Annotated in this window: 22 protein-coding genes; 15 read left to right on the top strand and 7 right to left on the bottom strand. The window is 60.8% G+C overall.

From position 1 onward, the window contains the following. Positions 1-28 precede the first annotated feature (28 nt). The 3 genes from Q7F16_RS11700 (at position 29) to rarD (ending at position 4,182) form a co-directional block, all read left to right on the top strand. Positions 29-1,924 (top strand): PhoX family protein, encoded by a 1,896-nt coding sequence (locus tag Q7F16_RS11700; RefSeq protein ID WP_409555815.1) that lies wholly within the window; start codon positions 29-31, stop codon positions 1,922-1,924. Positions 1,925-2,115: 191 nt separating this feature from the next. Then, a complete protein-coding gene (locus tag Q7F16_RS11695; RefSeq protein WP_003206247.1) occupies positions 2,116-3,090 on the top strand; it encodes a serine/threonine protein kinase in 975 nt (324 codons plus the stop codon). A gap of 204 nt (positions 3,091-3,294) precedes the next feature. After that, positions 3,295-4,182, top strand: a complete 888-nt coding sequence (gene rarD / locus Q7F16_RS11690) for an EamA family transporter RarD (protein ID WP_409555814.1) — start codon at positions 3,295-3,297, stop codon at positions 4,180-4,182. A 217-nt stretch (positions 4,183-4,399) separates the two neighbouring features. Here the strand turns inward: rarD and Q7F16_RS11685 are convergent, their stop codons facing one another. Next, positions 4,400-4,918 carry a glycine cleavage system protein R gene (locus Q7F16_RS11685; RefSeq protein ID WP_018607409.1) on the bottom strand — a complete coding sequence of 173 codons (519 nt, stop codon included), beginning with the start codon at positions 4,916-4,918 and terminating at the stop codon, positions 4,400-4,402. A gap of 549 nt (positions 4,919-5,467) precedes the next feature. Here Q7F16_RS11685 and Q7F16_RS11680 point away from each other — a divergent pair. Beyond that, complete coding sequence (locus Q7F16_RS11680; protein WP_095962547.1) at positions 5,468-7,645, top strand: malate synthase G; 2,178 nt, start codon at positions 5,468-5,470, stop codon at positions 7,643-7,645. A gap of 207 nt (positions 7,646-7,852) precedes the next feature. Here Q7F16_RS11680 and Q7F16_RS11675 read toward each other — a convergent pair whose 3' ends face one another. Next, a complete protein-coding gene (locus Q7F16_RS11675; RefSeq protein ID WP_003206256.1) occupies positions 7,853-8,299 on the bottom strand; it encodes a response regulator in 447 nt (148 codons plus the stop codon). A gap of 259 nt (positions 8,300-8,558) precedes the next feature. On the opposite strand from Q7F16_RS11675, the gene Q7F16_RS11670 reads away from it, so the two are divergent. The 8 genes from Q7F16_RS11670 to Q7F16_RS11635 all read left to right on the top strand — a co-directional run bounded on the left by Q7F16_RS11670 (position 8,559) and on the right by Q7F16_RS11635 (position 17,897). Next, the gene (locus Q7F16_RS11670) at positions 8,559-10,493 is read left to right on the top strand and encodes a putative nucleotidyltransferase substrate binding domain-containing protein (RefSeq protein ID WP_328588410.1); all 1,935 of its coding nucleotides are present in this window, start codon (positions 8,559-8,561) and stop codon (positions 10,491-10,493) included. Continuing rightward, a complete protein-coding gene (locus Q7F16_RS11665; RefSeq protein ID WP_409555813.1) occupies positions 10,490-11,197 on the top strand; it encodes a 3'-5' exonuclease in 708 nt (235 codons plus the stop codon). The genes Q7F16_RS11670 and Q7F16_RS11665 overlap by 4 nt, the downstream gene beginning before the upstream one ends. Positions 11,198-11,439: 242 nt before the next feature. Further along, positions 11,440-11,958 (top strand): RNA polymerase sigma factor, encoded by a 519-nt coding sequence (locus tag Q7F16_RS11660; protein ID WP_046064522.1) that lies wholly within the window; start codon positions 11,440-11,442, stop codon positions 11,956-11,958. Continuing rightward, on the top strand, positions 11,955-12,929 hold the full coding sequence (locus Q7F16_RS11655) for a FecR domain-containing protein (RefSeq protein WP_079302899.1): 975 nt from the start codon (positions 11,955-11,957) through the stop codon (positions 12,927-12,929). Before Q7F16_RS11660 ends, Q7F16_RS11655 begins: the two co-directional genes overlap by 4 nt. A 231-nt stretch (positions 12,930-13,160) precedes the next feature. Then, positions 13,161-15,599 carry a TonB-dependent siderophore receptor gene (locus tag Q7F16_RS11650; RefSeq protein WP_046064520.1) on the top strand — a complete coding sequence of 813 codons (2,439 nt, stop codon included), beginning with the start codon at positions 13,161-13,163 and terminating at the stop codon, positions 15,597-15,599. 167 nt (positions 15,600-15,766) lie between these two features. Beyond that, positions 15,767-16,897, top strand: a complete 1,131-nt coding sequence (locus Q7F16_RS11645; RefSeq protein ID WP_046064519.1) for a PepSY-associated TM helix domain-containing protein — start codon at positions 15,767-15,769, stop codon at positions 16,895-16,897. Continuing rightward, positions 16,894-17,073, top strand: a complete 180-nt coding sequence (locus Q7F16_RS11640; RefSeq protein WP_080570015.1) for a hypothetical protein — start codon at positions 16,894-16,896, stop codon at positions 17,071-17,073. The genes Q7F16_RS11645 and Q7F16_RS11640 overlap by 4 nt, the downstream gene beginning before the upstream one ends. Before the next feature lie 194 nt (positions 17,074-17,267). Further along, positions 17,268-17,897 (top strand): glutathione S-transferase, encoded by a 630-nt coding sequence (locus Q7F16_RS11635; protein ID WP_046064518.1) that lies wholly within the window; start codon positions 17,268-17,270, stop codon positions 17,895-17,897. A gap of 221 nt (positions 17,898-18,118) precedes the next feature. Here Q7F16_RS11635 and creD read toward each other — a convergent pair whose 3' ends face one another. The 4 genes from creD to creB all read right to left on the bottom strand — a co-directional run bounded on the left by creD (position 18,119) and on the right by creB (position 22,791). Beyond that, positions 18,119-19,492 carry a cell envelope integrity protein CreD gene (creD, locus tag Q7F16_RS11630; protein WP_046064517.1) on the bottom strand — a complete coding sequence of 458 codons (1,374 nt, stop codon included), beginning with the start codon at positions 19,490-19,492 and terminating at the stop codon, positions 18,119-18,121. Between the two features lie 54 nt (positions 19,493-19,546). Next, a complete protein-coding gene (locus tag Q7F16_RS11625) occupies positions 19,547-20,521 on the bottom strand; it encodes an alpha/beta hydrolase (RefSeq protein WP_409555812.1) in 975 nt (324 codons plus the stop codon). A gap of 171 nt (positions 20,522-20,692) precedes the next feature. Next, positions 20,693-22,111, bottom strand: a complete 1,419-nt coding sequence (gene creC / locus Q7F16_RS11620; protein WP_409555811.1) for a two-component system sensor histidine kinase CreC — start codon at positions 22,109-22,111, stop codon at positions 20,693-20,695. After that, complete coding sequence (creB, locus tag Q7F16_RS11615; RefSeq protein ID WP_014340567.1) at positions 22,111-22,791, bottom strand: two-component system response regulator CreB; 681 nt, start codon at positions 22,789-22,791, stop codon at positions 22,111-22,113. Before creB ends, creC begins: the two co-directional genes overlap by 1 nt. A gap of 174 nt (positions 22,792-22,965) precedes the next feature. Here creB and Q7F16_RS11610 point away from each other — a divergent pair, with 174 nt between their 5' ends. After that, positions 22,966-23,997, top strand: coding sequence for an RHS repeat-associated core domain-containing protein (locus Q7F16_RS11610; RefSeq protein WP_409555839.1), 1,032 nt, complete (start codon positions 22,966-22,968; stop codon positions 23,995-23,997). An 83-nt stretch (positions 23,998-24,080) separates the two neighbouring features. On the opposite strand, the gene rloA2 is transcribed toward Q7F16_RS11610, so the two are convergent. Next, entirely contained in the window at positions 24,081-24,587 is a 507-nt protein-coding gene (rloA2, locus tag Q7F16_RS11605) for a retropepsin-like aspartic peptidase RloA2 (RefSeq protein WP_046064514.1), read from the bottom strand. 212 nt (positions 24,588-24,799) lie between these two features. On the opposite strand from rloA2, the gene Q7F16_RS11600 reads away from it, so the two are divergent. Then, positions 24,800-25,693 (top strand): acyltransferase, encoded by an 894-nt coding sequence (locus Q7F16_RS11600; RefSeq protein ID WP_409555810.1) that lies wholly within the window; start codon positions 24,800-24,802, stop codon positions 25,691-25,693. A gap of 80 nt (positions 25,694-25,773) precedes the next feature. Further along, a complete protein-coding gene (locus Q7F16_RS11595; RefSeq protein WP_409555809.1) occupies positions 25,774-26,832 on the top strand; it encodes an RHS repeat-associated core domain-containing protein in 1,059 nt (352 codons plus the stop codon). The last annotated feature ends 52 nt before the right edge of the window (positions 26,833-26,884 follow it).

The raw sequence follows: 26,884 nt of genomic DNA, 5'->3' as shown, positions 1-26,884 counted from the left end.
ACTGCCAAAACCAGCAGGGAGCCTGATGATGAGCCTATTAGAAGAAAACCAATCCACCGACCTGGAAAAGATCGTCGGCCTGAGCCGTCGCAGCTTTATCAGCGCCGGCGCCCTGTGCGGCGCGGCGATGTTCCTGGGCGGCAACCTGCTGAGCCGCAGCGTCCTGGCCGCCGCCGTGAGCGAAGGCAACAGCCGGCTGCTGGGCTTCAAAAGCATCGCCGCCGCCACAGCTGACACCATCACGTTGCCGCCAGGCTACAAATCCTCGGTGCTGATCAGTTGGGGCCAGCCGCTGCAGAAAAATGCACCGGCCTTCGACCCCAGTGGTAACGGTACCGCCCGTGCACAGGAAGTGCAGTTCGGCGACAACAACGACGGCATGAGCCTGTTCCCGTTCCCCGGCGACAATAACCGGGCGCTGATGGCGATCAACAACGAGTACACCAACTACCAATACCTGTTCCCTCACGGCGGCCAGCCGCAGTCGGCCGAGGACGTGCGCAAGGCCCAGGCCAGCGAAGGGGTGTCGGTGATCGAGATCCAGCGTCGTCGCGGACAATGGCAGTTCGTCCAGGAGTCGCGCTACAACCGCAGAATCCACGGCAACACACCGATTCGCCTGCGTGGCCCAGCCGCCGGGCACGACCTGCTGAAAACCAGCGCCGACAAGAGTGGCAAGAAAGTGCTGGGTACTTTCCAGAACTGCGCCAACGGCATGACGCCTTGGGGTACTTACCTGACCTGTGAAGAGAACTTCACTGACTGCTTCGGCAGCAGCAAGTCAGACCTGCAGTTCGACGCGGCACAGAAACGCTATGGCGCCACCGTCGCCAGCAGTGAAATCAACTGGCACTTGCACGACCCGCGCTTTGACCTGGCGAAAAACCCCAACGAACTCAATCGCCACGGTTGGGTAGTGGAAATAGACCCGTTCGATCCGCAATCCATTCCGGTAAAACGCACCGCCCTGGGCCGCTTCAAACACGAAAACGCCGCCCTGGCGCAGACCAATGACGGTCGCGCCGTGGTGTACATGGGCGATGATGAACGTGGCGAATTCATCTACAAGTTCGTCAGCCGCGAGCGCATCAATCACCGCAATGCCAAGGCCAATCGCAACCTGCTGGACCATGGCACCTTGTACGTGGCGCGCTTCGATGCCGGCGACGGCAACCCGGACCATCCGAAAGGCCAGGGCCAGTGGATCGAGCTGACCCATGGCAAGAACGGTCTCGACGCAAGCAGCGGGTTTGCCGACCAGGCCGAAGTACTCATCCATGCACGCCTGGCCGCCAGCGCCGTTGGCGCTACGCGCATGGACCGCCCGGAGTGGATCGTGGTCAGCCCCAAGGATGGGCAGGTCTATTGCACCCTGACCAACAACTCCAAGCGCGGCGATGCCGGCCAACCGGTGGAGGGGCCTAACCCTCGGGCCAAGAACGTCTATGGGCAGATCCTGCGCTGGAAAACCGACCGCGACGATCACGCCTCCAAGACCTTCGCCTGGGACCTGTTCGTGGTCGCCGGCAACCCGACGGTACACGCCGGCACGCCGAAAGCCGGATCGTCCAACATCAACCCGCAGAACATGTTCAACAGTCCCGATGGCCTGGGCTTCGACAAAGGCGGGCGGCTGTGGATACAGACCGACGGCGACTCGAGCAACGCCGGTGACTTTGCCGGCATGGGCAACAACCAGATGCTCTGCGCCGACCCCAACAGCGGTGAAATCCGCCGTTTCATGGTCGGGCCGGTGGGCTGCGAAGTGACCGGAATCAGCTTCTCGCCGGACTACAAGGCTATGTTCGTCGGGATCCAGCATCCCAGCGGTGGCTCGACCTTCCCCGAACACCTGCCCAACGGCAAGCCGCGGTCTTCGGTGATGGTGATTACCCGTGAGGATGGCGGGGTCATCGGCGCCTGACACTTTGTGGCGAGGGAGCTTGCTCCCGCTGGGTTGCGCAGCGACCCCATTATTTGTGGGCGCTTCGCACCCAAGCGGGAGCAAGCTCCCTCGCCACGAAGAGCGATTCAAGTCTCACCAATCAATCCCGACTGCTTTGCGCTACCATGCTGGGCCGGACGCGGCAGCCCTGCCGCTGCGCAGGAGTCAGCATGTCCCATCCGTTTGAAACCCTCACGCCCGACCTGGTGCTCGATGCCGTTGAAAGCATCGGCTTTCTCAGCGACGCCCGCGTGTTGGCCCTCAACAGCTACGAGAACCGCGTCTACCAGGTGGGCATCGAGGACTCCGAGCCGCTGATCGCCAAGTTCTATCGCCCCCAGCGCTGGACCAACGAAGCGATCCTGGAAGAGCACAGTTTTACCTTCGAACTGGCCGAATACGAAGTGCCCGTGGTCGCGCCGCTGATCCACAACGGCACCAGCCTGCACGAACACGCCGGGTTTCGTTTCACCCTGTTTCCCCGTCGCGGCGGCCGTGCACCGGAGCCGGGCAACCTCGATCAGCTCTATCGCCTGGGACAATTGCTCGGGCGCCTGCATGCAGTCGGCGCGACCCGTCCGTTCGAACATCGTGAAGCCCTGGGCGTGAAGAACTTCGGCCACGATTCGCTGGCCACCGTGCTGGCAAGCGGCTTCGTCCCCCGCAGCCTGCTGCCGGCCTACGAGTCGGTCGCCCGGGACCTGCTCAAGCGCGTCGAAGAGGTTTACGCCGCCACGCCCCACCAGAACATCCGCATGCACGGCGATTGCCACCCGGGCAACATGATGTGCCGCGACGAGGTGTTCCACATCGTCGACCTGGACGACTGTCGCATGGGCCCGGCGGTGCAGGACCTGTGGATGATGCTCGCCGGCGACCGCCAGGAATGCCTGGGGCAATTGTCGGAATTGATGGACGGCTACCGTGAGTTCCACGACTTCGACCCGCGGGAATTGGCGCTGATCGAGCCGCTGCGGGCCCTGCGCCTGATGCACTACAGCGCCTGGCTGGCGCGACGCTGGGACGACCCGGCGTTCCCCCGCAGCTTCCCGTGGTTCGGCAGCGAGCGCTACTGGGGCGACCAGGTGCTGGCGTTGCGCGAGCAATTGGCGGCGCTCAATGAAGAACCGCTGAAACTGTTCTGACCCTACTGCTGGTCCCCCCTGTGGGAGCGAGCTTGCTCGCGATGGCGATCGAACATTCGACACCTCTGTCGACTGACACACCGCTATCGCGAGCAAGCCCGCTCCCACAGGGGATCTGCGGTGATTGTGCACAATACTCACAGCACAACCAGACAAATCTCCTTACAATCACTCCTTTGTTAGCTGCCTAAGCAAGGATTCTGCATGCAAGCCGCCAACCCGCGTCGCGGGTACATCCTGGGCCTGAGCGCCTACATCATCTGGGGCCTGTTCCCGATCTACTTCAAGGCCATCGCCAGCGTGCCGTCGGTGGAGATCATCATCCACCGGGTATTGTGGTCGGCCCTGTTCGGCGCGGCGTTGCTGATGGTCTGGAAACACCCCGGCTGGTGGCGCGAACTGCGGGACAACCCACAGCGCCTGGCGATCCTCGCCCTGAGCGGGACGCTGATCGCAGCCAACTGGCTGACCTACGTCTGGGCGGTGAACAACGAGCGCATGCTCGAAGCCAGCCTGGGTTACTACATCAACCCGCTGGTGAACGTATTGCTGGGCATGTTGATCCTCGGCGAGCGCCTGCGCCGCATGCAATGGCTGGCGGTGGGGTTGGCGGCGGTCGGTGTGGCGCAGCAGGTCTGGCAAGTGGGCAGCCTGCCGTGGGTGTCGCTGATGCTGGCGCTGACCTTCGGTTTCTATGGGTTGATCCGCAAGCAGGCACCGGTCAAGGCGTTGCCGGGGCTGGTGGTGGAAACCTGGATGCTGGTGCCGATCGCCATCGCCTGGTTGCTGTTCAATCCCACGGCCACCAGTGCCCAGGCGGCCTTCTGGACCACCTCCGAAGCCTGGTGGCTGGTAGCGGCCGGCCCCGTGACGCTGGTGCCGTTGGTGTGTTTCAACGCCGCAACACGGCATTTGCCCTACACCACCATCGGTTTTCTCCAGTACATCGCGCCGACGCTGGTGCTGCTGCTCGCTGTGATGCTGTTCGGTGAGCACCTGTCGTCCAGCACACTGGTGGCGTTCCTGTTTATCTGGGCCGGGCTGGCGGTGTACAGCGTCGATGCCGTGATCAGCATGCGTCGGCGCAGCTGATCAAAAAACGTACAAACCTCTACAGGCCACGTCTGGCGTGGCCTGCGCTTATCCTTCCCAAGGTTATCCACAGCGTGATCCCCGTCGTTTGTGCACAAGCCCTTGAAAACTGGTGATTTTTTGATCATCGACCGCTAAGCCCCGGCGAGCCTGGGCTGGAGCCGGGTCTCTACAGGTTATCCACAGGCAGGCGCAGTTTTTCCTTGGATAACCTTCGTCACGCTTCGTCGCTGAGCTTGAGCTCCACCATCAACTCATCGGCCAGGGTCTCCAGGCGTTCCTGCAACGTCTCCAGCGACAGGGTCAACGGCACTCCCAGGATCGCTTCGGCATGAAACAGCAACTCGCTGCTCATCGGCGCCGGCCGAACATCGGTCACCAAGCGCTCAACGTTCACTCCCTGCTCACTCAACAACCGGGTGATGTCACGCACGATGCCGGGACGATCATTGCCCACCAGTTCCATGGCGATGGGTTTCCAGGTGCAGGCTTCTTCAAGGCCGCCCTCAGCGATCAACACACGAATGCCATGGGCCGAAAGCCCCTGCAAGGCTTCGATCAGTGCCTCATGGGCCTCGGCCGGGGCGCTGATTCGCAGGATCCCGGCAAACTGCCCAGCCAGGTGCGACATGCGGCTTTCCAGCCAGTTACCGCCATGCTCGGCGATGCAATCGGCAATGCGCTCAACCTGCCCAGGCTTGTCCGGGGCGAAAACAGTAATGACGAGGTGGTCCATGGCGCAGTCCTCTTGTTGTGGAAGGGACAGTATAGGCAGGTGATCGCGAGCAGACTGGGGCCTAAAGATTTATACCTTCCCCCTGTGGGAGCAAAGCTTGCTCGCGATGAAAACAACCCGGTCCTTCTGAAACCACGGCACCTGTATCGCGAGCAAGCTTTGCTCCCACAAGATGACACCAGAGATATCGTGTACAAACCTCAAGATTTATCTGGAACAATCTATCTGTTTTTTGAGAACATCCCGTGTCTCGACGTGACCGTAACACTTTAGTCGGTCGCGTAACGACGCAATTAGTCTAATTTTCACAACTGCAATTGATCATGTAGTATGCCGCAGCGCGCACTACATAATCGCGATACCCCTGTTGTACCGATGCCTGCTTAAGGCCAGTCGCATCCCTGAAAAGCCCCGACAGCAAGGCTTGAGCACCCAGCCGCCAGCGATGGCATGTACTGGTTCCGGGGTTTGTGGTTTAAATGTCCAAAGGCTTCATTGTCAAAATCGAAGAGCTGAAAAGCGAAATAGCTGAGCAGAGTGAGGCAAGCAATGACTGAACACGTTCAAGTCGGTGGCCTGCAGGTCGCCAAAGTCCTGTTCGACTTCGTGAATAACGAAGCCATTCCCGGAACCGGCCTCACCGCCGACGCGTTCTGGGCCGGTGCCGACAAGGTCATCCACGACCTGGCGCCGAAGAACAAAGCCCTACTCGCCAAACGCGATGATTTCCAGGCGCGGATCGATGCCTGGCACCAGGCCCGTGCCGGCCAGGCCCACGACGCCGTGGCTTACAAAGCCTTCCTGCAAGACATTGGATACCTGCTGCCAGAAGCGGCGGATTTCCAGGCTACGACCCAAAACGTCGACGATGAAATCGCCCGCATGGCCGGCCCGCAGCTGGTGGTGCCGGTGATGAACGCCCGCTTCGCCCTCAACGCATCGAACGCCCGCTGGGGTTCGCTGTACGACGCGCTGTACGGCACCGACGCCATCAGCGAAGCCGATGGCGCGGAAAAAGGCAAAGGCTACAACAAGGTCCGCGGCGACAAGGTCATCGCCTTCGCCCGTGCCTTCCTCGACGAAGCCGCGCCCCTGGCGGCCGGCTCCCATGTCGACTCCACCGCTTACAAAATCGTCGACGGCAAACTGGTGGTCACCCTCAAGGGCGGCAGCAACAGCGGCCTGCGTGACGATGCCCAGTTGATCGGCTTCCAGGGCGACGCCTCGGCACCGACCACCGTGCTGTTGAAACACAACGGCCTGCACTTCGAAATCCAGATCGATGCCAGCACTCCGGTCGGCCAGACCGACGCAGCCGGCGTCAAAGACATCCTGATGGAAGCAGCGCTGACCACCATCATGGACTGCGAAGACTCGGTCGCCGCTGTCGATGCCGATGACAAAGTGGTGATCTACCGCAACTGGCTCGGCCTGATGAAGGGCGATCTGGCTGAAGAAGTCGCCAAAGGCGGCCAGACGTTTACCCGCACCATGAACCCCGACCGTGTCTATACCGCCGTCGACGGTTCGAGCGTGACCCTGCACGGCCGCTCGCTGCTGTTCGTGCGTAACGTCGGCCACCTGATGACCATCGACGCGATCCTGGACCAGCACGGCAACGAAGTGCCAGAAGGCATTCTCGACGGCCTGATCACCAGCCTGGCAGCAATCCACAGCCTCAACGGCAACACCTCGCGCCGCAACAGCCGCACCGGCTCGGTGTACATCGTCAAGCCGAAGATGCACGGCCCGGAAGAAGCCGCGTTCACCAACGAGCTGTTCGGTCGCGTCGAGGACGTGCTGAACCTGCCGCGCAACACCCTCAAGGTCGGGATCATGGACGAGGAGCGCCGTACCACGGTCAACCTCAAGGCCTGCATCAAGGCCGCCAGCGAGCGCGTGGTGTTCATCAACACCGGCTTCCTCGACCGTACGGGCGATGAAATCCACACCTCCATGGAAGCCGGCCCGATGGTGCGCAAGGCCGACATGAAAGCCGAGAAGTGGATCGGCGCGTATGAAAACTGGAACGTCGACATCGGCTTGAGCACCGGCCTGCAAGGCCGTGCACAAATCGGCAAGGGCATGTGGGCGATGCCGGACCTGATGGCGGCGATGCTCGAACAGAAAATCGCCCATCCAATGGCCGGCGCCAACACCGCGTGGGTTCCCTCGCCGACCGCCGCCGCCCTGCACGCGCTGCATTACCACAAGGTCGACGTGTTCGCCCGCCAGGCCGAACTGGCCAAGCGCGCCCGCGCTTCGGTGGACGACATCCTGACCATCCCGCTGGCCGTCAACCCGAACTGGACACCGGAGCAGATCAAGAACGAACTGGACAACAACGCCCAGGGCATCCTCGGCTACGTGGTGCGCTGGATCGACCAGGGCGTGGGCTGCTCCAAGGTGCCGGACATCAACGACATCGGCCTGATGGAAGACCGTGCGACGCTGCGTATCTCCAGCCAGCACATCGCCAACTGGCTGCGCCACGGCATCGTCACGCAAGACCAGGTGATGGAAAGCCTCAAGCGCATGGCCCCGGTGGTCGACCGCCAGAACGCCAGCGACCCGCTGTACCGGCCGCTGGCTCCGGACTTCGACCGCAACATCGCCTTCCAGGCGGCGGTCGAGCTGGTGATCGAAGGCACGAAGCAGCCCAACGGCTACACCGAACCGGTACTGCACCGTCGTCGTCGCGAGTTCAAGGCAGCCAATGGGTTGTGATTGAGCGGTAGACAGCGGCACAAAAAAAGCCCTGGTCGAAAGATCAGGGCTTTTTCATTGCAAAATCACCAAGCCCTGGCTGATGCTTGAGTCATTGCGGCAAGGGATTTATCTGTGGGAGCAAGGCTTGCCCGCGATGAAGACAGCGCGGTCATTGGTGAACCGAGGCGCCTGCATCGCGGGCAAGCCTTGCTCCCACAGACGATCTTAGAGATCCATCCCCAACTCATGCTTGACCAACCCCAGCAGCTTGTCGGTATCGATCGGCTTGAGCAAAAAGTCCACCACGCTCAGGTGCATGGCTTCAATGGCATCCTTCACGTCGGCATCGCCCGACACGATGATGATCGGCAGCGCCGCCCGCGGAGACTCGCGCACCAGGCGGATCAGCTCCAGGCCATCGACATTGCCCATGCGCAGGTCGGTGATCAACAGGCCGATCGATGGCTTGGTCTCCAGCATCTTGAGTGCCGTTTCGCCACTGGCGGCGGTCATGCAGTGAATCCCGTCCAACGCCAGAATCTCCGACAGCAGCTCACGAGCGTCCTTGTCGTCATCGACGATCAAGACGCGCTGCGGCGGCAAGTCAGGTTCCAGCATGACGGCACTCAGCGCCTCGCGCTCGGCGTCACTCAAAATATCGTGGTCGGACATGGTGCTCTCTACGTTCTTTAAATCGATCCCCTGGCACAGTGGTCAGACATCGTTCTGCGGCGCTTCAATGTGCACTTCGTCGGATTTTTTTCCAAGAACATTTAATGACGATTTTTCTGACACCTAGCGTAGGATTTTTCCGTAAGCCCTCCCCTGTGCAGCGACCTAGACTTACGTCCAATGGGCACCCCGCGCTGAGGGGCCGACCATGAGAGAACGGATCCGACCACAACAATCAAAAAAAGACTGCGTAATGGTTATGAAAAAAGCGGACGCCTTCATCCAGGCAGGGAAAACCGCGGTGTTGCAAAACATCCAGGGGACGCTGCAGTTTCTCCAGCGCTTCCCCCCGTTCAACCAGATGGAAAACGCCCACCTGGCCTATCTGGTTGAGCAATGCCTGCTGCGTTTTTATGCGCCGGGCGACACCATCATCAAGCCGGCCGACGGCCCGGTGGAACACTTCTACATCGTCAAGCAAGGCCGGGTGATAGGCGAACGTCCGCATTCGGCCAAGGGCGGCACCGAAACCACCTTCGAAATCACCACCGGCGAATGTTTCCCCCTCGCCGCGCTACTGGGCGAACGGGCCACGCGCACCGAGCACCGGGCCGGCGAAGACACGTTCTGCCTGCAACTGAACAAACAGGCCTTCATCAAGCTGTTCGCCCTGTCCGGCCCGTTTCGCGACTTCGCCCTGCGTGGGGTCAGCAGCTTGCTCGACCAGGTCAATCAGCAGGTCCAGCAGAAGTCCGCGCAAACCCTGGGCACCCAGTACTCCCTCAACACCCGGCTGGGCGAACTGGCGATGCGCCACCCGGTCAGTTGCAGCCCGGACACACCGCTGCGCGAAGCCGTGAAGCTGATGCACGAACAGCAGGTCGGCAGCATCGTGGTGGTGAATGAGCAGAAAGCCCCGGTGGGAATTTTCACTTTGCGCGACCTGCGGCACGTGGTGGCCGATGGGGACGGGGATTTTTCCCAGGCCATCGTCGGACATATGACCCAGGCCCCGTTTTTTCTCTCGCCGGACCACAGCGCCTTCGACGCGGCCATCGCCATGACCGAACGGCACATCGCCCATGTCTGCCTGGTCAAGGACCATCGCCTGTGTGGCGTGGTGTCGGAACGCGATCTGTTTTCCCTGCAACGGGTCGACCTGGTGCACCTGGCCCGGACCATTCGCAGCGCCCCCAAGGTGGAAAACCTGGTGGCCCTGCGTGGCGAGATCGGCCAACTGGTGGAGCGCATGCTGGCCCACGGCGCGTCGTCGACCCAGATTACCCACATCATCACCCTGCTCAACGACCACACCGTGAGCCGTGTCATCGAACTGACCCTGGCCGACAAGGGCGACCCGGGGGTGCCGTTCAGTTGGTTGTGTTTCGGCAGTGAAGGCCGGCGCGAGCAAACCCTGCACACCGACCAGGACAACGGCATTTTGTTCGAAGCCCGGGACGCCGCCCACGCCGCGCAGATCCGTGGCCTGCTGCTGCCCATCGCCCAACAGATCAACCAGAGCCTGGCCTTGTGCGGCTTCACCTTGTGCAAAGGCAATATCATGGCCGGCAACCCCGAGCTGTGCCTGTCTCGTGCTGAATGGGCCCGGCGTTTTTCGGCATTCATTCGCGAAGCAACCCCGGAAAACCTGCTGGGCTCGAGCATCTATTTCGACCTACGGGTGGTCTGGGGCGATGAGCAAGGCTGCGAGCAGCTGCGCCGGCAGATCCTCGACCAAGTGGCCGACAACCGTTTGTTCCAGCGCATGATGGCCGAAAACGCGCTGCGTCATCGCCCACCCGTGGGACGTTTCAGGGACTTCGTGCTCAGCCGCAAGAATGGCGAAAAGGCGACCTTGGACTTGAAAGTGCAGGGCCTGACACCCTTCGTCGACGGCGCCCGTCTGCTGGCGCTGGCCAATGGCATCGAAACCAACAACACCCTGGAACGCTTGCGGCAATTGGTCGTCAAGGAAGTGATCGAACCGCTCGATGGCGCCGCCTATGAAGAGGCCTATCACTTCATCCAGCAGACCCGCATGCAGCAGCACCAACTGCAAACCCGCGAGAACCTGCCCTACTCCAACCGCGTCGATCCTGACAGCCTCAACCATCTGGACCGACGCATCCTGCGCGAAGCCCTGCGCCAGGCCCAACGTCTGCAAAGCAGCCTGACGCTGAGGTATCAGTTGTGAGCATTTTTTCCTGGTTGCGCCCAGCCCAACCCATGTTGTCCGAAGAAATACAAAGGCGCCTGGAACACCTTCCAGCGGCGTCAGCCTTGAGTGAATGCGAGCTGCGGGAACAACGCTGGGTCGTGCTGGACCTGGAAACCACCGGCTTGAACCTGAACAAGGACCAGGTGCTGTCCATCGGCGCGGTGGTCATCGAAGACGGCGCCATCGACTTCAGCCAGCAGTTCGAACGCACCCTGCAATGCGATAAGCAAAAACTCGGGCCAAGTGTGTTGATCCATGGCCTGGCACCCAGCGCCATTGCCGCCGGCAGCGACCCGGCCGAGGCGCTGCTGGCGTTCATGGAATTCGTCGGCGACAGCCCGCTGCTGGCCTTTCACGCACCGTTCGATTCGCACATGCTCGGGCGCGCCTTGAAGGACTATCTGGGCTATCGCCTGCAGCATCCGTTCCTCGATGTAGCAGACATGGCCCCGATGCTTTGCCCGCAAGCCCATCTACGCAAGTCAGGCCTGGACGAGTGGATCGACTGGTTCAAGCTGCAAGTCTTCGACCGCCACAACGCCAGCGCCGACGCCCTGGCCACGGCGGAACTGGCGCTGATCCTGTTCAGCCGCGCCCGCCAGCAACAGATCCACAGCCCGCTTGACCTGCAACAGCGCCTGAGCCACTGGAAACGGCGGCAGCAGGCGCCTTCGCTCTAAATCCTCTGCTCCGAGGGTGGTTTACCTGTGGGAGCAAGGCTTGCCCGCGATGGCATCGCCTGGTTTGACAGCCAAACCGAGTCGCCTGCATCGCGGGCAAGCCTTGCTCCCACAGACCTACTGGGTCCACAGACTTATTTGGGCCCACAGACCGGGTCCCGACCAGCGCCAATTGCTTTCCCGCCTCCGCCTCTGCCACAATCGCGAACAATTCTCGTTACTTAAAACGTCGGTGATGCTTCGTGTCGTCAGTCCCCAGTCCTCATAGTGATTTGGTTGGTGCGTTGTACCGTGACCATCGCGGTTGGCTATTGGCCTGGCTGCGACGCAACGTGGCGTGTTCGCAACGGGCCGAGGACCTGAGCCAGGACACCTTTGTGCGCTTGCTGGGTCGCGAGGAACTGAAGGCGCCCCGCGAGCCACGGGCATTTCTGGTGGCCATCGCCAAGGGCCTGCTGTTCGATTATTTCCGTCGAGCGGCATTGGAGCAGGCCTACCTCACCGAACTGATGCTGATTCCCGAGGCCGAGCAGCCCTCGGTGGAAGAACAGCAAATCATCCTCGAAGACCTCAAGGCCATCGATCGCCTGCTCGGCAAACTGTCGAGCAAGGCCCGCGCAGCCTTCCTCTATAACCGCCTCGACGGCCTCGGCCACGCCGAAATCGCCGAGCGCCTGGGGGTTTCGGTGCCACGGGTACGGCAATACCTGGCCCAAGGCATCCGACAGTGCTACATCGCACTTTATGGTGAGCCGACATGAGCCAGGCCCATGCCAAACCGGTCTCGGCCAGCGTGCTGGATGCCGCCATTGCCTGGCAGTTGTCCCTGGACTCAAGCAGCGCCCTGGAGCGTGAAGCGTTCGCCCGATGGCATGCCGCCGACGAAGAACACGCCCGGGCCTGGCGACAGCTGGGCATGCTTGACCAGCGTTTCAGTGTGGCCAACGGGCCGGCGCGGGCGGCGTTGCTGCAATCGCGGGTCAGCATTCGCCGGCGGATACGCAAGGTGGGCAGCGGCCTGGCCAGTGTTGTCGCGGTCATCGGCCTGGCGTTGTTTGCCGGGGATCGTTACCTGCCGCTGGATTACTGGCTGGCCGATCAGCGCACCGCGACAGGCGAGCAGCGCACTCTGCGCCTGGCCGACGGTACGCTGATCAACCTCAACACCCACAGTGCCCTGGACGTGCGTTTCGATGACAAGCAGCGCCGCATCGTCCTGCAGGAAGGCGAGATCCTGGTAGAAACCGGCCACGACGACCCGCGTCCGTTCATCGTCGAAACCCGCGAAGGCAGCCTGCGCGCCTTGGGCACACGGTTCCTGGTCAAGCGTGAAGACCAAGGCACGCGCCTGAGCGTGTTGAAATCCGCTGTGGCCGCGCATCCGCAGGCCACGGACAAGGAACTGATCCTGCGCGAAGGCCAACAAGTGCTGATGCGCCGCGACGGCCTCGGGCAGACCATCGCCCTGAACCCCGGCGCCGATGCCTGGACCCGCGGCATGCTGGTGGTGGACAACGCGCGCCTTGAAGACCTGGTCCACGAATTGGGACGTTACCGGCGCGGCTACCTGGGCGTCGAGCCACAAGTGGCAGACCTGCGCATCACCGGCAGTTTCCCGCTGCACGACACCGACCTGGCCTTGACGGCCCTGCTGCCGAGCTTGCCGGTGCAGATCGAGCATCACACGCGGTGGTGGGTGGTGGTGGGGCCCCGGGTTGAAGCCAAACCCTGAGTGGCTTTGTGTCAGGTATGGCCTCATCGCGAGCAAGCTCGCTCCCACAGGATAATTCGCGGGCGACCCGGTCAATGTGGGAGCGAGCTTGCTCGCGATGAGGCCATTAGCCCCACTACAAAGCCACCGCTCGAAAACAGAATCTAAATTATTTTCATCCAGCCCTATCACTTTTCGATTTTCATCCGGCACCCAGGCAATTGAGAAATATTTCCATTCAGGAGCCGCCGTATGTCCCGCCCGCTAGACACCCTGTTGCGCCCCAGCCTGTTGGCCATCGCCATTGCCTTTGCCGTCCCGTTGACCAGCGCCCCGCTGCTGGCCGCCGAACAGGCCACGAGCGTGCGCACCTACAACCTGCCCGCCGCGCCGCTGGCCAGCACCCTGAACCAGATCGCCAGCCAGGCCGGCCTCGCGCTGAGCCTGAATCCGTCCCTGGCCTCGGGCAAGACCTCGGCCCCGGTCCAGGGCCAGTTCGATGCCACCGGTGCATTACGCGAGGCCTTGCGCGGCACCGGCCTGCAATTGGAACAAAGCAGCGCCGGCACCTACAGCCTGGTGGCGGTGCCTGAAGGCGTCATGGCCTTGCCGGAAACCAGCGTGATCGGTGCCGGTGTCAGCGAAACCGCATGGGGCCCGACCGCGGGCTACGTCGCCACCCGCACCGCCGCCGGGACCAAGACGGATACGCCGATTGTCGAACTGCCGCGCTCAGTTTCCGTGGTCACCCGCCAACAGATGGAAGACCGTTCGGTCCTCAACCTCAATGACGCCCTGCGCTACACCGCTGGCGTGCAGAGCAGCGGCTACGGTTCGGACTCGCGCAACGACTGGCTGCTGGTTCGCGGTTTCATACCGACCCAGTTCCTCGATGGCCTGCCTCTGCCCAAGGGCAACTACATCACCCCGAAAATCGAGCCCTGGAACCTGGAGCGCATTGCCGTGCTGCGTGGCCCGGCCTCTTCGGTCTACGGCCAGACGCCCCCGGGCGGCATGCTGGACATGGTCAGCCGTCGCCCACAGGCCGAAAGCAGCAATGAAGTCGAGCTGCAGGCCGGCAGCTACGAACACAAGCAAATCAACTTCGACAGCACCGGCAAAGTCGATGACGAAGGCCAGTTCCTCTATCGGCTCAGCGGCACCGTGCGCGACAGCAATTCCCAGGTCGATCACATCCCGGACAAGCGCTACAACCTCGCGCCGAGCCTGACCTGGAACATCAACGACGACACCCGCCTGACCTTCCTGTCCCAGTACACCCGCGACGACACCGGCATCACCGGGCAATTCCTGCCACTGCAAGGCACCAAGCTGTCCTCGCCAGCGGGCAAGATTTCCCACCACAAGAACCTCGGCGACCCGGACTGGGAATTCTACGACCGTACCTACTACGCACTCGGTTATGCGTTTGAACACCGTCTGAACGATACCTGGCAGTTCCGCCAGAACCTGCGCTACACCAAGAGCGACCTGGAGACCCAAGGCATTTCCGCTGGCGGGCAATTCTGGCCGGCGGGTCCTGAGGAAGCAGTGAGCGCCGATGGCACCGTCAAGCGCAGTGCCAGCGTCGTCGATGAAGACATCAGCCAGTTCGCCGTGGACAACAACTTCCAGGCCGACTTCCAGACCGGCGCCCTCAGCCACACCCTGCTGCTGGGCCTGGACCACCAGCGCTCCAACAGCAATTCGCGCTGGCTGTGGGGCTCGACCGGGGTGCCGACCAGCAACATCAACAACCCGATCTACGGACAGGATTTCTCCAATGTCCAGTACTTCACCATGTACGACTACAACCAGAAAACCAACCAGACCGGCCTGTACGTCCAGGACCAGATCGCCCTGGACAACTGGCGCCTGACCCTCGGCGGTCGTGAGGACTGGATTCACACCGGCACCGAATTCCACAACCAGAACAACGCCACCAACACCCAGCGCGACAAGAAATTCAGCGGCAACGCGGCGTTGAGCTATGTCTTCGATAACGGTGTGACGCCCTACATTTCCTTCGCCCAGTCGTTCCAGGCGGCGGCGGGTTCAACCGTCAACAGCACCGAAGCGTTCAAACCCACCGAAGGCGAACAATACGAAGCGGGTATCAAGTACCAGCCACCCGGCACCAAGACCCTGCTGACGGCAGCAGTGTTCGACCTGACCCAGAAAAACAACTCCGTTACCGAAAACAACGTCACCCGCCAAGTGGGTGAAGTCCAGGTACGTGGCCTGGAACTGGAGGCCTCGGGCGATGTGACCGACAACCTCAAGCTCATCGGTTCCTACACCTACAACGACAGCGAAATCACCAAGGGCACAGCCGCGGAAAAAGGCAAGCGCATGGCCCAGGTCCCGCGCAACCAGGCCACCGCCTGGGCGGACTACACCTGGCATAACGGCCCGCTGGATGGCTTCGGTGTCGGCGCCGGTGTGCGTTATGTCGGCGACACCTACGGCAACACCACCAACACCGACTGGGGCCATGTCGGTTCCTACACCGTGTACGACGCCTCGGCCCATTACGACCTGGGCCGTTTGAACAAGACCCTCAAGGGGGTCACGGTGGCGGTGGACGCGAAGAACCTCTTCAACAAGGACTACCTGTCCACTTGCGACGGCTTCTACTGCTACTACGGCGACCAACGCAACGTCGTCGCCAGCGTGAATTACAAATGGTAAACGGTTAGCATTTGCATACCCACTTTAGCGAGCACTATGTGGGAGCAAGGCTTGCCCGCGATGGAGACAACTCGGTTTCGGAAGGACCTCATCGCCTGTTTCGCGGGCAAGCCTTGCTCCCACAGATACCCCTCGCCACAAGGTGTCCTTTTACATCCGGATCGCTCATGAAAAGCAAAACCATCCGCCGCTGGTCCTTCGTCCACACCTGGACCAGCCTGATCTGCACGGTGTTCCTGCTGATGCTGGCGATCACCGGGCTGCCGTTGATCTTCCACCATGAAATCGAACACCTGCTGGGCGATGCCCCGCAGCTTCGGGAAATGCCCGCCGACACGCCGCAGCTGGACCTGCAACAACTGGTGGAAAAAGCCAAGGCCCATCGCCCGGGGGAAGTGGTCCAGTATTTTGGCTGGGACGATGACGATCCCAACGGCGTCATCACCATCATGGCGCCGACACCGGGCACCGAACCCAATTCCTCCCACACCTTCATGCTCGATGGGCGTACCGGCGAGGCGCTGGAAATGCCCTCGGCCAATGGCGGTTTCATGATGGTCATGCTGCGCCTGCACGTGGACATGTTCGCCGGGCTGCCGGGCAAGTTGCTGCTGGCGTTCATGGGGTTGCTGTTCGTGATCGCCATCGTCTCCGGGGTGGTCCTGTACCTGCCGTTCATGCGCCGCTTGAAGTTCGCCACGGTACGCCAGGACAAATCCACGCGCCTGCGCTGGCTCGACCTGCACAACCTGATCGGCGTGGTCACGCTGGTCTGGGCGCTGACCGTGGGCGTCACCGGCGTGATCGCCGCCTGCGCCGACCTGATCATCGCCGCGTGGCGCAACGACAGCCTCAGCGCCATGGTCGAACCCTACCGCGACGCTCCGCCGCTGACCCAACTGGCACCGGCCACCCGGCTGCTGGACATTGCCAAGGACGTCGCGCCGGACATGGAGCCGAGTTTCATCGCCTTCCCCGGCACGCTGTTCTCCAGCGAGCACCACTACAGCGTCTTCATGAAGGGTGACACCCACCTGACCTCGCACCTGCTCACCCCGGTGCTGATCGACGCCACCACCTTGGACGTCACCGCCGTCGCAGAACGCCCCTGGTACATGGATGTCATGAGCCTGTCCCTGCCGCTGCATTTCGGCGACTACGGTGGCCGGCCGATGCAGATTTTCTGGGCAACCCTCGATGTACTGACCATCATCGTCCTCGGCAGCGGCGTTTACCTGTGGCTGGTGCGGCGTAAAGCAGCCAAGCGGGCAACCGTCGGCACGGAGGTCGCCTCGTGAGGCCTCGACAGTCGAGTTTCTGGAAAGTGTTTGGTATTCCCCTGATGATTGGTGCGCTTAGTGCGGCAGGGTTGTTCAGCGCATTACTCGGTGACGGCGTCTGGGATGCGGTGAGCTGGGTTGGGCTGGGAATACCTACGGTGCTGGGGACTTGGGGCTTATTCAAACGGGGATGATTTCAACGTGGCACGAAACCTGTGGGAGCGAGCTTGCTCGCGATAGCGGAGCGTCAGTCAACTTCAATGCAAGCTGACTCACCGCCATCGCGAGCAAGCTCGCTCCCACATTGGAACCCACCGCAACCAGTCACTCGCCAGCCGCCCCGTAACTGTCTAGGCTAAGCCCCTGGCCGTTTACCGAGGATGCCTGCATGTCCACTCCCAGCATGACGCTGTTCCATAACCCCGCTTCGCCCTTCGTTCGCAAGGTCCTGGTGCTGCTGCACGAAACCGGCCAGCAGGACCGTGTGGCGTTGCAGCTCAGCCAGCTCTCGCCGGTCAAGCCGGACCGGGCACTCATCGATGACAACCCGTTGAGCAAGATCCCGGCCCTGCGCCTGGCCAACGGGACGGTAATCCATGACAGCCGCGTCATCCTCGACTACCTCGATCACCAGCACGTCGGCAACCCGCTGATCCCCCGGGACGGCGCGGCCCGCTGGCGGCGCCTGACCCTGGCCTCCCTGGCCGATGGGATCATGGATGCGGCGGTGATGATCCGCTACGAAACCGCGCTGCGCCCTGTGGAAAAGCATTGGGACGAATGGCTCGATGCGCAGCGAGACAAGATTCGCCGCGCCCTGGGCCAGCTCGAAGCCGAAGCGATTGCCGAACTGGCCTGCCACTTCGACGTGGCCTCCATCAGCGTGGCCTGCGCCTTGGGCTACCTCGACCTGCGCCATCCGGACCTGGAATGGCGCAAGGCCAATCCGCAACTGGCAGCGTGGTTTGCCGAGGTGAGCTTGCGGCCTTCGATGGTCGAGACGGTGCCCAGGGTCTAGATTTGCGTTAGCCGTGCCGGCCTCATCGCGGGCAAGCCTTGCTCCCACATAGACCCGCTCAATCTGTGGGAGCAGGTTAGCTCCCACATAGACCCGCTCAACCTGTGGGAGCAAGGCTTGCCCGCGATGGCAGCGCACCGGTTCCAAAGGAAACAACCCAGCAATCTGCATCACCAACACCTCCCGCACCCGCTGATCCTCACGCAACCCCAGCGACCGGCTCATTTCACCTCTCCCAGATCAAAGCTCATGACAGCCGCCGGCTTCGCCCCAACCCCATACCAGTCCAGCTTGCGAGTCAGCACCATGAACACGCCCAGCAGGCCGAACAGCAACAGCGAGCCCATCAACAGCGCGTAGTCCTCGGCGCTCAACAGGCCGTAGAGCAAGCCGTACAAGCCCGCCAGCCCTGCCGAGAATCCAAGGCCGTGGCTCACGCTGCGCAGCACATGGCAGACATAAAACCCGATCAACACGACACAGGCACTGGCCGACACCAAGTACGCCAGGGTGAAACCGATGTGCTCCGACAGCGACAACAGCAGCAGGTAAAAGAACGCCAGCGCCACGCCCACCAAGGCGTACTGGACTGGGTGCACCGCCAGGCTCTTGAGTACCTCGAAGAGGAAGAAGCCGGCGAATGTCAGGGCTATGAACAGCAGCGCATATTTGATCGCCCGGTCGCTCTTGAGGTACTGGTCCACCGGGTCGATGAAGCTCACGCCGAAGGCGCGGCTGCGGAACGCTTCACAACCATCGCTTGGCTCGCAGGCTTGCAGGGTTTCCAGAAGGTTGGTGGAGAAAAACGACGTCTGCCAGTCCGCACTGAAACCCTGCTCATTGATCTCGCGATTGGTCGGCAGGTAGTTGCCGATGAAGCTGGGGTGTGGCCAGTCAGCCGACAGGTGCACCTTGGTGGATTTGCCCACCGGCAGAATCTGAAACTCGCCAGTGCCTTGCAGGCGCAGGTCAAAACCGAAGGTCAGCTCAGGGCCGCCCTGGGCGGTGATCATCGGCAGCGGCACATGCACACCCTGCCCCAGCCAGCCGAGCCGCGAACCGGGCAGGAAATCGACGGTCTGCTGGTTGAGCGTCAGGGTCAGCGCATTCTCGATGCCGCGAATATCGCTGATGCCGACGCTCAGGTACGGCTCATCAAAACGGTAATCGGCAAAATCCTTGGCAGCAACACCGTAGCGCTCAGGCACCTTGAAGCGGCCATCGATCCGGTTATCGGCGTGGAACATCCGCGCTTCGTAGATGCCCCGGGCACGGGTTTCGGTGCGGACCTGGCCGTCGAGTTCGAATTGCTCCGGCAAAAAATACAACTCGCCCGTTCGCTCGACGGTTTCCAGGAAACGCACACCGGTCTTCTCGTTGGTATTCCAGACCTTCACGCTCTTGCGAAACGGCACCACGATCATCGGCCCGATCAGTTGCTGGTTGTAGCTGGAGCTGCGGGCGATGTCCTGCAGCACACCGTCACGCAGTTCCTGGCGCTCATCAATGAGCCCGTTGATCATCAACAACGGGATCATCAACAAGAGAATCAATAGGGCGATCATGCCCAGTTTTATGGCGAGGCTGCGGTTCATGTGGGGCTCTCCCTGTTCGAATGAGGGAGAGTCTGGGGTGGCTGTGTGCTGGGCTTATGGAGCGATTGTGGAGATTGTGTGGAGACTGCCCTCGCCTCGTTGCGCCGAAGCGCCGGCATCCGCGCCATCCACGGTCTGGAAGGCTTCGCGCAGGGAATCCTCCATCAGCTGCCAGGCCTCCTCGGCCGACTCGTCCGGTCCCAGGTGGGTGAACATATGGTCGCAGCCTTCAAACATTCGCTGGCGCACCGGCACGCCGGCCTGGCGCAACTTCTCGGCATAGGCCTCGCCTTCGGCACGCAAGATATCGTATTGCGCCGTGATCACCGTGGCTGGCGGCATCCCCGCCAGCGCCTCGACCGGCGCCAACAGGGGTGAGGCCAACGGATCGAGCGCCTGTGCCGGATCGCTCAGGTAGCAGCTGTTGAAGAAGCGCATCAGGCCGGCATTGAGCAGTGGCCGGGCACTGGTGGACGTCTTCAAGGCAGGGTCCTGGTGCAGATCCAGCGCCGCATAGTCGATCAACTGATGCACCACCTTCAACGCTTGATGCCCTCGCGCCAGACCCGCCACGGCGGCGGCCAGATTGCCGCCGGCGCTATGGCCGCCGACTGCGAAACGCTGAGGATCGATGCCCAGCGTTTCGGCTTCGCTGGCCAGCCATTCGAGCACCGCGAAACACTGCCGCGGGGCTGCGGGGAAGGCGTGCTCTGGCGCCAGCACATAGTCCAGATTGACCACCAGGCAGTTCAGGTTATGGGCCAGTCGACGGCAATAGCTGTCGTCGTGTTCGGGCGTCCCCGCGACAAAGCCACCGCCATGGAAATTCAAGTACACCGGCAGCTTCGCCGAGGACTGCGAATGGGGCCAGTAAAACAGCGCCCGCGCAGGCCCCCCAGGGGTCGGGATGGTTTGCTCGACCATTGCGCGCAACGGAAACAGCGCAGCGTCATAGGTAAACTTCGCCTTCATTCTCTTGGCGAAGGCGCGCAACAACTTGGCCTGCAGTTTTTGCCAGAGGCTCACCATGCTCATGCTCCCGGTTGTGTATCCACGAGTAGGACCAGCCGACCGAAAGTCATCTCACCGTAAGGCATGGCTTGCTGACAGGTTTATTGAATCGTTCGCCGGTGCTGAGGGGAAATTAAACCTAAAAAATGGTTATGTAAATTAATCAATAATAAGATTAACCAAGTTCTCTCAAGGCAACCTCAGCACCACCTCAACCCCACCCACGATATTGCCAATACTGAATTGCCCCCCATGCAACTGCACCACCTCCTCCACGAAGTTGAGCCCCAGGCCAGTGCTCTTGCGGCCGCTGTCCGGGCGCGGCAGGGAGTAGAAGCGCTCGCTCAGGCGTGGCAGCGCGTAGTCGGGAATCGGCGCGGCCTGATTGAACAAACGGATCTCGACGCGGTTTCCGTTGCGCTCGGCGCTGATACGTAGCCGACCGTTGACGGGGGTGAAGTCCAGGGCGTTTTCCAGCAGATTGCCCAAGGCCTGGCGCAACAGGAACGGCTCACCGGTCAGCGTCAGGTCGGCAGCGATATGCTGTTCAACCGTCAACTGGCGACTTTCAATCCAGCCGCCACGCGCTTCCAGCAGCTCGTCCATCAACGCTGCCAGCGGCACCGCGACTTCTTCTTCCAACCCCTGGCGCTGCTCGATCTGGGCCAGGTTGAGCAACCGTTCGATCAACTGCTGCATGCGCACACTTTCGTTGTCGATGTTATTGACGAAGCGTTGGTGCTGGGCGGCGGGCATGTCGCTTTGCAGCAGCTCGGCGGCCCCGCGAATCGCCGCCAGCGGGCTCTTGAGCTCGTGGGTCAGCGTATGCACATAACGCTCGACGTAAGCCTTGCCTTCCAGTTGCGTGCGCATGTGCTCCACAGCGCCCGCCAGTTGCTCGAACTCGCCCCCACGATAATGCGGCACTTCCACCCGACGCCCCTGGCTGACCGCCTGGGCATAGCTCGTCAAACGCCGCAATGCCGCGCTGAGCCACCAGGACAACAAGCCGCCCAGCAACAAGCCCAGGGCCACCAACCCGGCGCCATAGATCAACAGGCGCCGCTCGGTGCGATCGACATAGGGCTGCAAGGAACTGTTGGGTTTGGCGACGGTGACGACCCCAATGATGCGGCCGTTGTCGCGGATCGGCGCGCCGACGTGCATCACCGAAGACGTCGGATCATCGGCAACGCTGCGGGTCGAGCGGGCGCCGTAGTGGCCGCGCAGGGTCAGGTAGACGTCGTTCCAGCGCGAATAATCCTGGCCCACCGCCACGCCACTGGAGTCGAGCACCACGATGCCCTTGGCATCGGTGACATAGATACGATGGCTGACCTGGTTTTTCGGCAAGCCCCAGATCGTCGCCGCCGGCTGGCGCTCGCCATAGGCCTTGAGCAACTGCGGCCAGCGATTCTGGTTGAGGGTGCCGGCCTTGAAATCGTCTCGCAGGATCTCGGCCATCAGGTTGGCCGTGTCCACCAGGGTTTCTTCGGTGGACTGGCGCACGCCGGGGCGGATTTCCTCCATGACCGTGTTGAGCACGAAATAACCGGTCAAGGCGATAAACAGCACATACACCAGGAAAATCCGGATCCCCAGCGACATCAGCTGTGCCCCGGGCTGTAGCTGTAGCCCAGGCCCCGATGCGTCTGGATCGGCTCGGCCTCGGCCCGGACCAGGCGCAGCTTGGCGCGCACGCTCTTGATGTGGCTGTCGATGCTGCGCTCGTAGCCGGCATCGCTGGCCACGCCCAGGGCATCGAGCAATTGTTCGCGGCTGAAGACCCGCTCAGGTTGCTCCAGCAGACAATTGAGCAGGCGGAACTCGTGACGCGTGAGGTTCAGCGGTTTGCCGCGATAGTTGATCTGCACACGGTCGGCATCGACCTGAAACAGCGCCATGCCCGGCTCCACCGCCGGCCTCGGCGCCACACGTTTTAGGATCGCCCGGACCCTGGCCGCCACCTCACGGGGGCTGAAGGGTTTGACCACGTAATCGTCAGCACCGATCTCCAGGCCCACCACCCGGTCGATCTCGCCATCCCGGGCTGTCAGAAAGATCACCGGAACGTCGCTGAAACGTCTGAGATTTTTACACGTCTCGAAGCCGCTGATATCCGGCAGCCCCACATCGAGAATGATCAGGTCCGCCGGAGTATTTTTCTGGTGTTCGAGGGCGGCTGCGCCAAGGCTCAACCAGGTGGTGTCAAACCCCTCCCCTTGCAGGGCAAACACCAGTGTATCGGCGATGGCGGCTTCGTCTTCGACAATCAGGATATGAGGCATGGCTTGCGAGCCCGGCAGTAAAGTTGCCGGAACGGTGCCGCAAGGCTTGGGGTACGTCAATCGGCAGTCGAGTTTGTCGGTGGTGGCGGCCATGCCTAGCAGTTCTGATAGTTGGCAAGCGCTGGAAAACGGCTGATGCTGAAGGCCGGTTTTTTTTCACCTGGAGCTCAGTCAATGCCTGCCTCCCCTCGCGAAACCGTATTGTGCCGCTACCGCTACGACCCGCTGGATAGCCTGGTCGATTGTGCGCCCGTTGAGCAGGCCGGCATTCAGCGCTTTTACTGCAAAAGCCGATTGGCTACCGAGATACAGGGGGCGGTGCAACGCAGCGTTTTCCAGCATGACGACCAGCTGTTGGCGCAACGGCGCCGCGAAGATGCAAAGGTCGACACCGCCCTGCTGGCGACCGATCAACAGCGTTCAGTATTGAATGCGCTTGATGCAACCGGGCCTAACCCCCTCGCTTACACACCCTACGGCCATCGCCCGACGGAAAATGGCTTGCTCAGTTTGCTTGGGTTTAATGGTGAACTGCCGGACCCGGTGACCGGGCATTATTTATTGGGTAACGGGTATCGGGCGTTCAATCCGGTGTTGATGCGGTTTAACAGTCCGGACAGTTTGAGTCCGTTTGGGGAGGGTGGGCTGAATGCATATGGGTACTGTGGAGGAGACTCCATCAATCGGAGCGATCCTACGGGGCATTTATGGGGATTGGGAACACGCTTTAGAGTATGGGGATTAATGAGTCGCAAACATATAAATATATCTACAACTGCTCGCAAGGCATTCCGTGGCGCTCCAGTCATATACAGAAAAACGAACATAAATCCAAAATTCAATAAATTATTCGAGGACAACCCCGTACACCTGAGCGGCTTAATACCGGAGCAGATTGTCGACATCGCCAAGGTAGTTGACAAAAAAAGCATTTCTCGAGCCAAAAAACTTATAGAAACAATGCCACCCGAGTATGAAACCCAGATAAAACACTTGATCAGCCCCACCCGCCGCCAAGAAGCATCATCAGTAATTTCAAAAAGCGACGCGATAAAATATCTAACAAACAACTTAGAAATATCCAAAAACCTCCAAAGATTGCCATCGCGAGTAGCAAACGACACTTGGGCCAGCATACCTCTAGGCAATTCTCGCAGCCCACTGCGATTCAATGAAAAAGTCCAAATTAAATACATTCGGAATTAGCCATATGAAGAGCTGAAAATTTAATCGCCAGCCCTTCATGCACGACTACCGGGGGCTATCCGCACCAGTCTGAGGCACGCTCATCAACAATCCGGCTTATCCGCCGTAAACCGCCGAGCCGGGTTCACCGCCGCGCCAAACTCACGCAACGCCTTGGCGCCAATCAGCAGTGGGTAATTGAAACTGCTGCGGTCCGTCAGGTTGACCTCGACCGTGCGCTTGACGTTACCCAGGCACAACTCCAGATCGACCACCGGGCGCTTGGTGGGCGCGATCTTTTCGTCGTCGTCTTCATCTTCCTCGGAACGGGTCTTGATCTTGCTGATGCGCGCGATCTTGTGTTCGTAGACCTTGTTGCTCGCATCCTTGGTCGCCAGGCGGAACCGCACCCAGTCATCGCCGTCGCGGGTGAAGGTCTCGATGTCCTTGGCTGACAGCGAGGCGGTCAGGGCGCCGGTGTCCATCTTGGCCTTGAGCACTTCACCGCCGATTTCCGGCAACGCGATGTATTCGTAGCGCCCGTACAGGGTTGGCTCGGCGGCCAGCACTGGAAGGACCACCAGGGAAAGCAGGGCAAGAACTGATTTCATGTAGTTAGGGCTTCCATTGTGGGAGTGGGGTTTTAGACCGTGGTCAACGAATTCGTTCGGTTAAACATCCCTGTGGCGAGGGAGCTTGCTCCCTCGCCACAAAAGCCGATCCAGTTTAGCCAAGCCCAAGTGAAACTTTCGTCCACACCGATTTGGCCTGCCGCCCGAAGCTTGCTTATCATGGCCCGCCCACCTGTTTGCAAGAGTCATCTATGCGCCGCCTGCTCACCGGCTGTTTCGTCACGCTGCTGTTATTGCTCAACACCCTGGTGCTGTTCGGGCCGCTGATGGTGTTCGCCGTGCTCAAACTGGTCCTGCCCGGGCGCTTTCGCGACTATGCCTCGTGGGCGGTGATGTGGATCGCCGAGACCTGGGCCGAGATCGACAAGCTGATCTTCGCCCTGTGCATCCCCACCCGCTGGGACATCCGCGGCGGCGCCGACCTGCGCCGCGATACGTCCTACCTGGTGATCAGCAATCACCAATCCTGGGTAGACATCCCCGCCCTCGTCCAGGCCCTCAACCGGCGCACGCCGTTCTTCAAGTTCTTCCTCAAGAAAGAGCTGATCTGGGTGCCGTTCCTGGGGTTGGCCTGGTGGGCGCTGGACTACCCGTTCATGAAGCGCTACACCAAGGCGTTCCTGGCGAAAAACCCGGAACTGGCCGGCAAGGACCTGGAAATCACCAAGGCCGCCTGCGAGCTGTTCAAGCGCCAACCGGTCACCGTGGTCAACTACCTCGAAGGCACGCGCTTCACCGCCGCCAAAAGCCAACAACAGCAATCCCCCTTTACCCACCTGCTCAAGCCCAAGGCCGGTGGCGTGGCCTTCGTGCTGGCGGCCATGGGCGAACAGCTGGACGCGGTGCTGGACGTGACGGTGGTGTACCCGCAGAAACGCATTCCCGGTTTTTGGGACTTGATCAGCGGCGCGGTGCCCAGGGTCATCATCGACATCCAGACCCGCGAACTGGACCCGACGCTGTGGCAAGGCGATTACGAAAACGACCCGGTGTTTCGCCAGCAGGTGCAGGATTGGGTCAACCAGCTCTGGACTGAAAAGGACCGGCGCATCGCGGCGTTACGCAGTGAAGGCCGTGCTGACTAACAGTTCTGATAGTAGGCAGCGACTGAAAAACCTCCGATGCTGAAGGTCCGGCTTTTTGGACCTTGCACGGAGTTCGGAACATGCCTGCCACCCCTCGCGAAACCGTATTGTGCCGCTACCACTACGACCCGTTGGATCGTCTGGTCGATTGTGTGCCATCCGCTGAGGCTGGCATTCAGCGCTTTTACTGCAAAAGCCGATTGGCCTCCGAGATACAGGGCACGGTGCAACGTAGCATCTTCCAGCACGACGACCAGCTGTTGGCGCAACTTCGGCGCGAGGATGCCGAGGTCGGAATCACTCTGCTGGCGACTGATCAGCAGCGTTCGGTATTGAATGTGCTCGATGCAACCGGGCCTCATCCCCTCGCCTACACCGCTTACGGCCATCGCCCGGCGGAAAACGGCTTGCTCAGTTTGCTTGGGTTTAATGGTGAACGGCCGGATCCGGTGACGGGGCATTATTTGTTGGGGAATGGGTATCGGGCGTTCAATCCGGTGTTGATGCGGTTTAACAGTCCGGACAGCTGGAGTCCGTTTGGCAAAGGTGGGCTGAACGCGTATGCATATTGCGCTGGGGACCCTATTAGCCGAAAAGATCCTACAGGACATAACCTAATACCTGCTTGGTTTTTTGACCTCTTCTTCGATAACACCTATCTACTTATGAAAAATCCATTCCATGGAAAAACGCATTTTTTTAAATCGGTGATGAGTATCGAAGAAAGATTTGGAGGAGCGGACAAACTCAAACTACTTGCTGACGCTAATAAAACCCACCCCGACGCCATTATTGTGCGCGCCCTACCCAAGCCAGCAAAAATCACTCCGTTAAAAGAACTCGCCCCAGGAGAAAAAATATATAGCTACCTAGAGAAAGCAGACTTACATCTTAACAATCTCTTAGATAACCGAAACCTAAGTAATGAAGTGCTAACTTCGGAGAAATATAGCCAGCATCTAAACGCTTCCGAAGAACTGAACTGGAGGTTAGACAGACTCGCTAGCAATAACGAGATGGAGCGCACCATCAAATATCTAATCACTCTACGTGAAGAAGGTCCGAGCCTCGCCAACAGCAGCTACAACATAAAGGACTGGGTTGCAGTCGCCACCACCATAAGAAGTACAACTAATTGAATGACTGCAACCAGAGTCCTAAAGGATCCCGCAGCTCGCTGGGCCGGTTCTT

The sequence above is a fragment of the Pseudomonas sp. Lb2C2 genome (assembly GCF_052112205.1).
Classification (GTDB): domain Bacteria; phylum Pseudomonadota; class Gammaproteobacteria; order Pseudomonadales; family Pseudomonadaceae; genus Aquipseudomonas; species Aquipseudomonas kilonensis.
The sequence above is the reverse complement of the archived record's forward strand: the minus strand, read 5'-3'. Positions and strand labels throughout refer to the sequence as shown.

Coding starts and splice junctions, on each gene's coding strand:
- Q7F16_RS11700 (WP_409555815.1), top strand. CDS start 29: ATGAGCCTATTAGAAGAAAACCAATCCACCGACCTGGAAAAGATCGTC.
- Q7F16_RS11695 (WP_003206247.1), top strand. CDS start 2,116: ATGTCCCATCCGTTTGAAACCCTCACGCCCGACCTGGTGCTCGATGCC.
- rarD (WP_409555814.1), top strand. CDS start 3,295: ATGCAAGCCGCCAACCCGCGTCGCGGGTACATCCTGGGCCTGAGCGCC.
- Q7F16_RS11685 (WP_018607409.1), bottom strand. CDS start 4,918: ATGGACCACCTCGTCATTACTGTTTTCGCCCCGGACAAGCCTGGGCAG.
- Q7F16_RS11680 (WP_095962547.1), top strand. CDS start 5,468: ATGACTGAACACGTTCAAGTCGGTGGCCTGCAGGTCGCCAAAGTCCTG.
- Q7F16_RS11675 (WP_003206256.1), bottom strand. CDS start 8,299: ATGTCCGACCACGATATTTTGAGTGACGCCGAGCGCGAGGCGCTGAGT.
- Q7F16_RS11670 (WP_328588410.1), top strand. CDS start 8,559: ATGAAAAAAGCGGACGCCTTCATCCAGGCAGGGAAAACCGCGGTGTTG.
- Q7F16_RS11655 (WP_079302899.1), top strand. CDS start 11,955: ATGAGCCAGGCCCATGCCAAACCGGTCTCGGCCAGCGTGCTGGATGCC.
- Q7F16_RS11650 (WP_046064520.1), top strand. CDS start 13,161: ATGTCCCGCCCGCTAGACACCCTGTTGCGCCCCAGCCTGTTGGCCATC.
- Q7F16_RS11645 (WP_046064519.1), top strand. CDS start 15,767: ATGAAAAGCAAAACCATCCGCCGCTGGTCCTTCGTCCACACCTGGACC.
- Q7F16_RS11635 (WP_046064518.1), top strand. CDS start 17,268: ATGTCCACTCCCAGCATGACGCTGTTCCATAACCCCGCTTCGCCCTTC.
- creD (WP_046064517.1), bottom strand. CDS start 19,492: ATGAACCGCAGCCTCGCCATAAAACTGGGCATGATCGCCCTATTGATT.
- Q7F16_RS11625 (WP_409555812.1), bottom strand. CDS start 20,521: ATGGTGAGCCTCTGGCAAAAACTGCAGGCCAAGTTGTTGCGCGCCTTC.
- creC (WP_409555811.1), bottom strand. CDS start 22,111: ATGTCGCTGGGGATCCGGATTTTCCTGGTGTATGTGCTGTTTATCGCC.
- creB (WP_014340567.1), bottom strand. CDS start 22,791: ATGCCTCATATCCTGATTGTCGAAGACGAAGCCGCCATCGCCGATACA.
- Q7F16_RS11610 (WP_409555839.1), top strand. CDS start 22,966: ATGCCTGCCTCCCCTCGCGAAACCGTATTGTGCCGCTACCGCTACGAC.
- rloA2 (WP_046064514.1), bottom strand. CDS start 24,587: ATGAAATCAGTTCTTGCCCTGCTTTCCCTGGTGGTCCTTCCAGTGCTG.
- Q7F16_RS11600 (WP_409555810.1), top strand. CDS start 24,800: ATGCGCCGCCTGCTCACCGGCTGTTTCGTCACGCTGCTGTTATTGCTC.
- Q7F16_RS11595 (WP_409555809.1), top strand. CDS start 25,774: ATGCCTGCCACCCCTCGCGAAACCGTATTGTGCCGCTACCACTACGAC.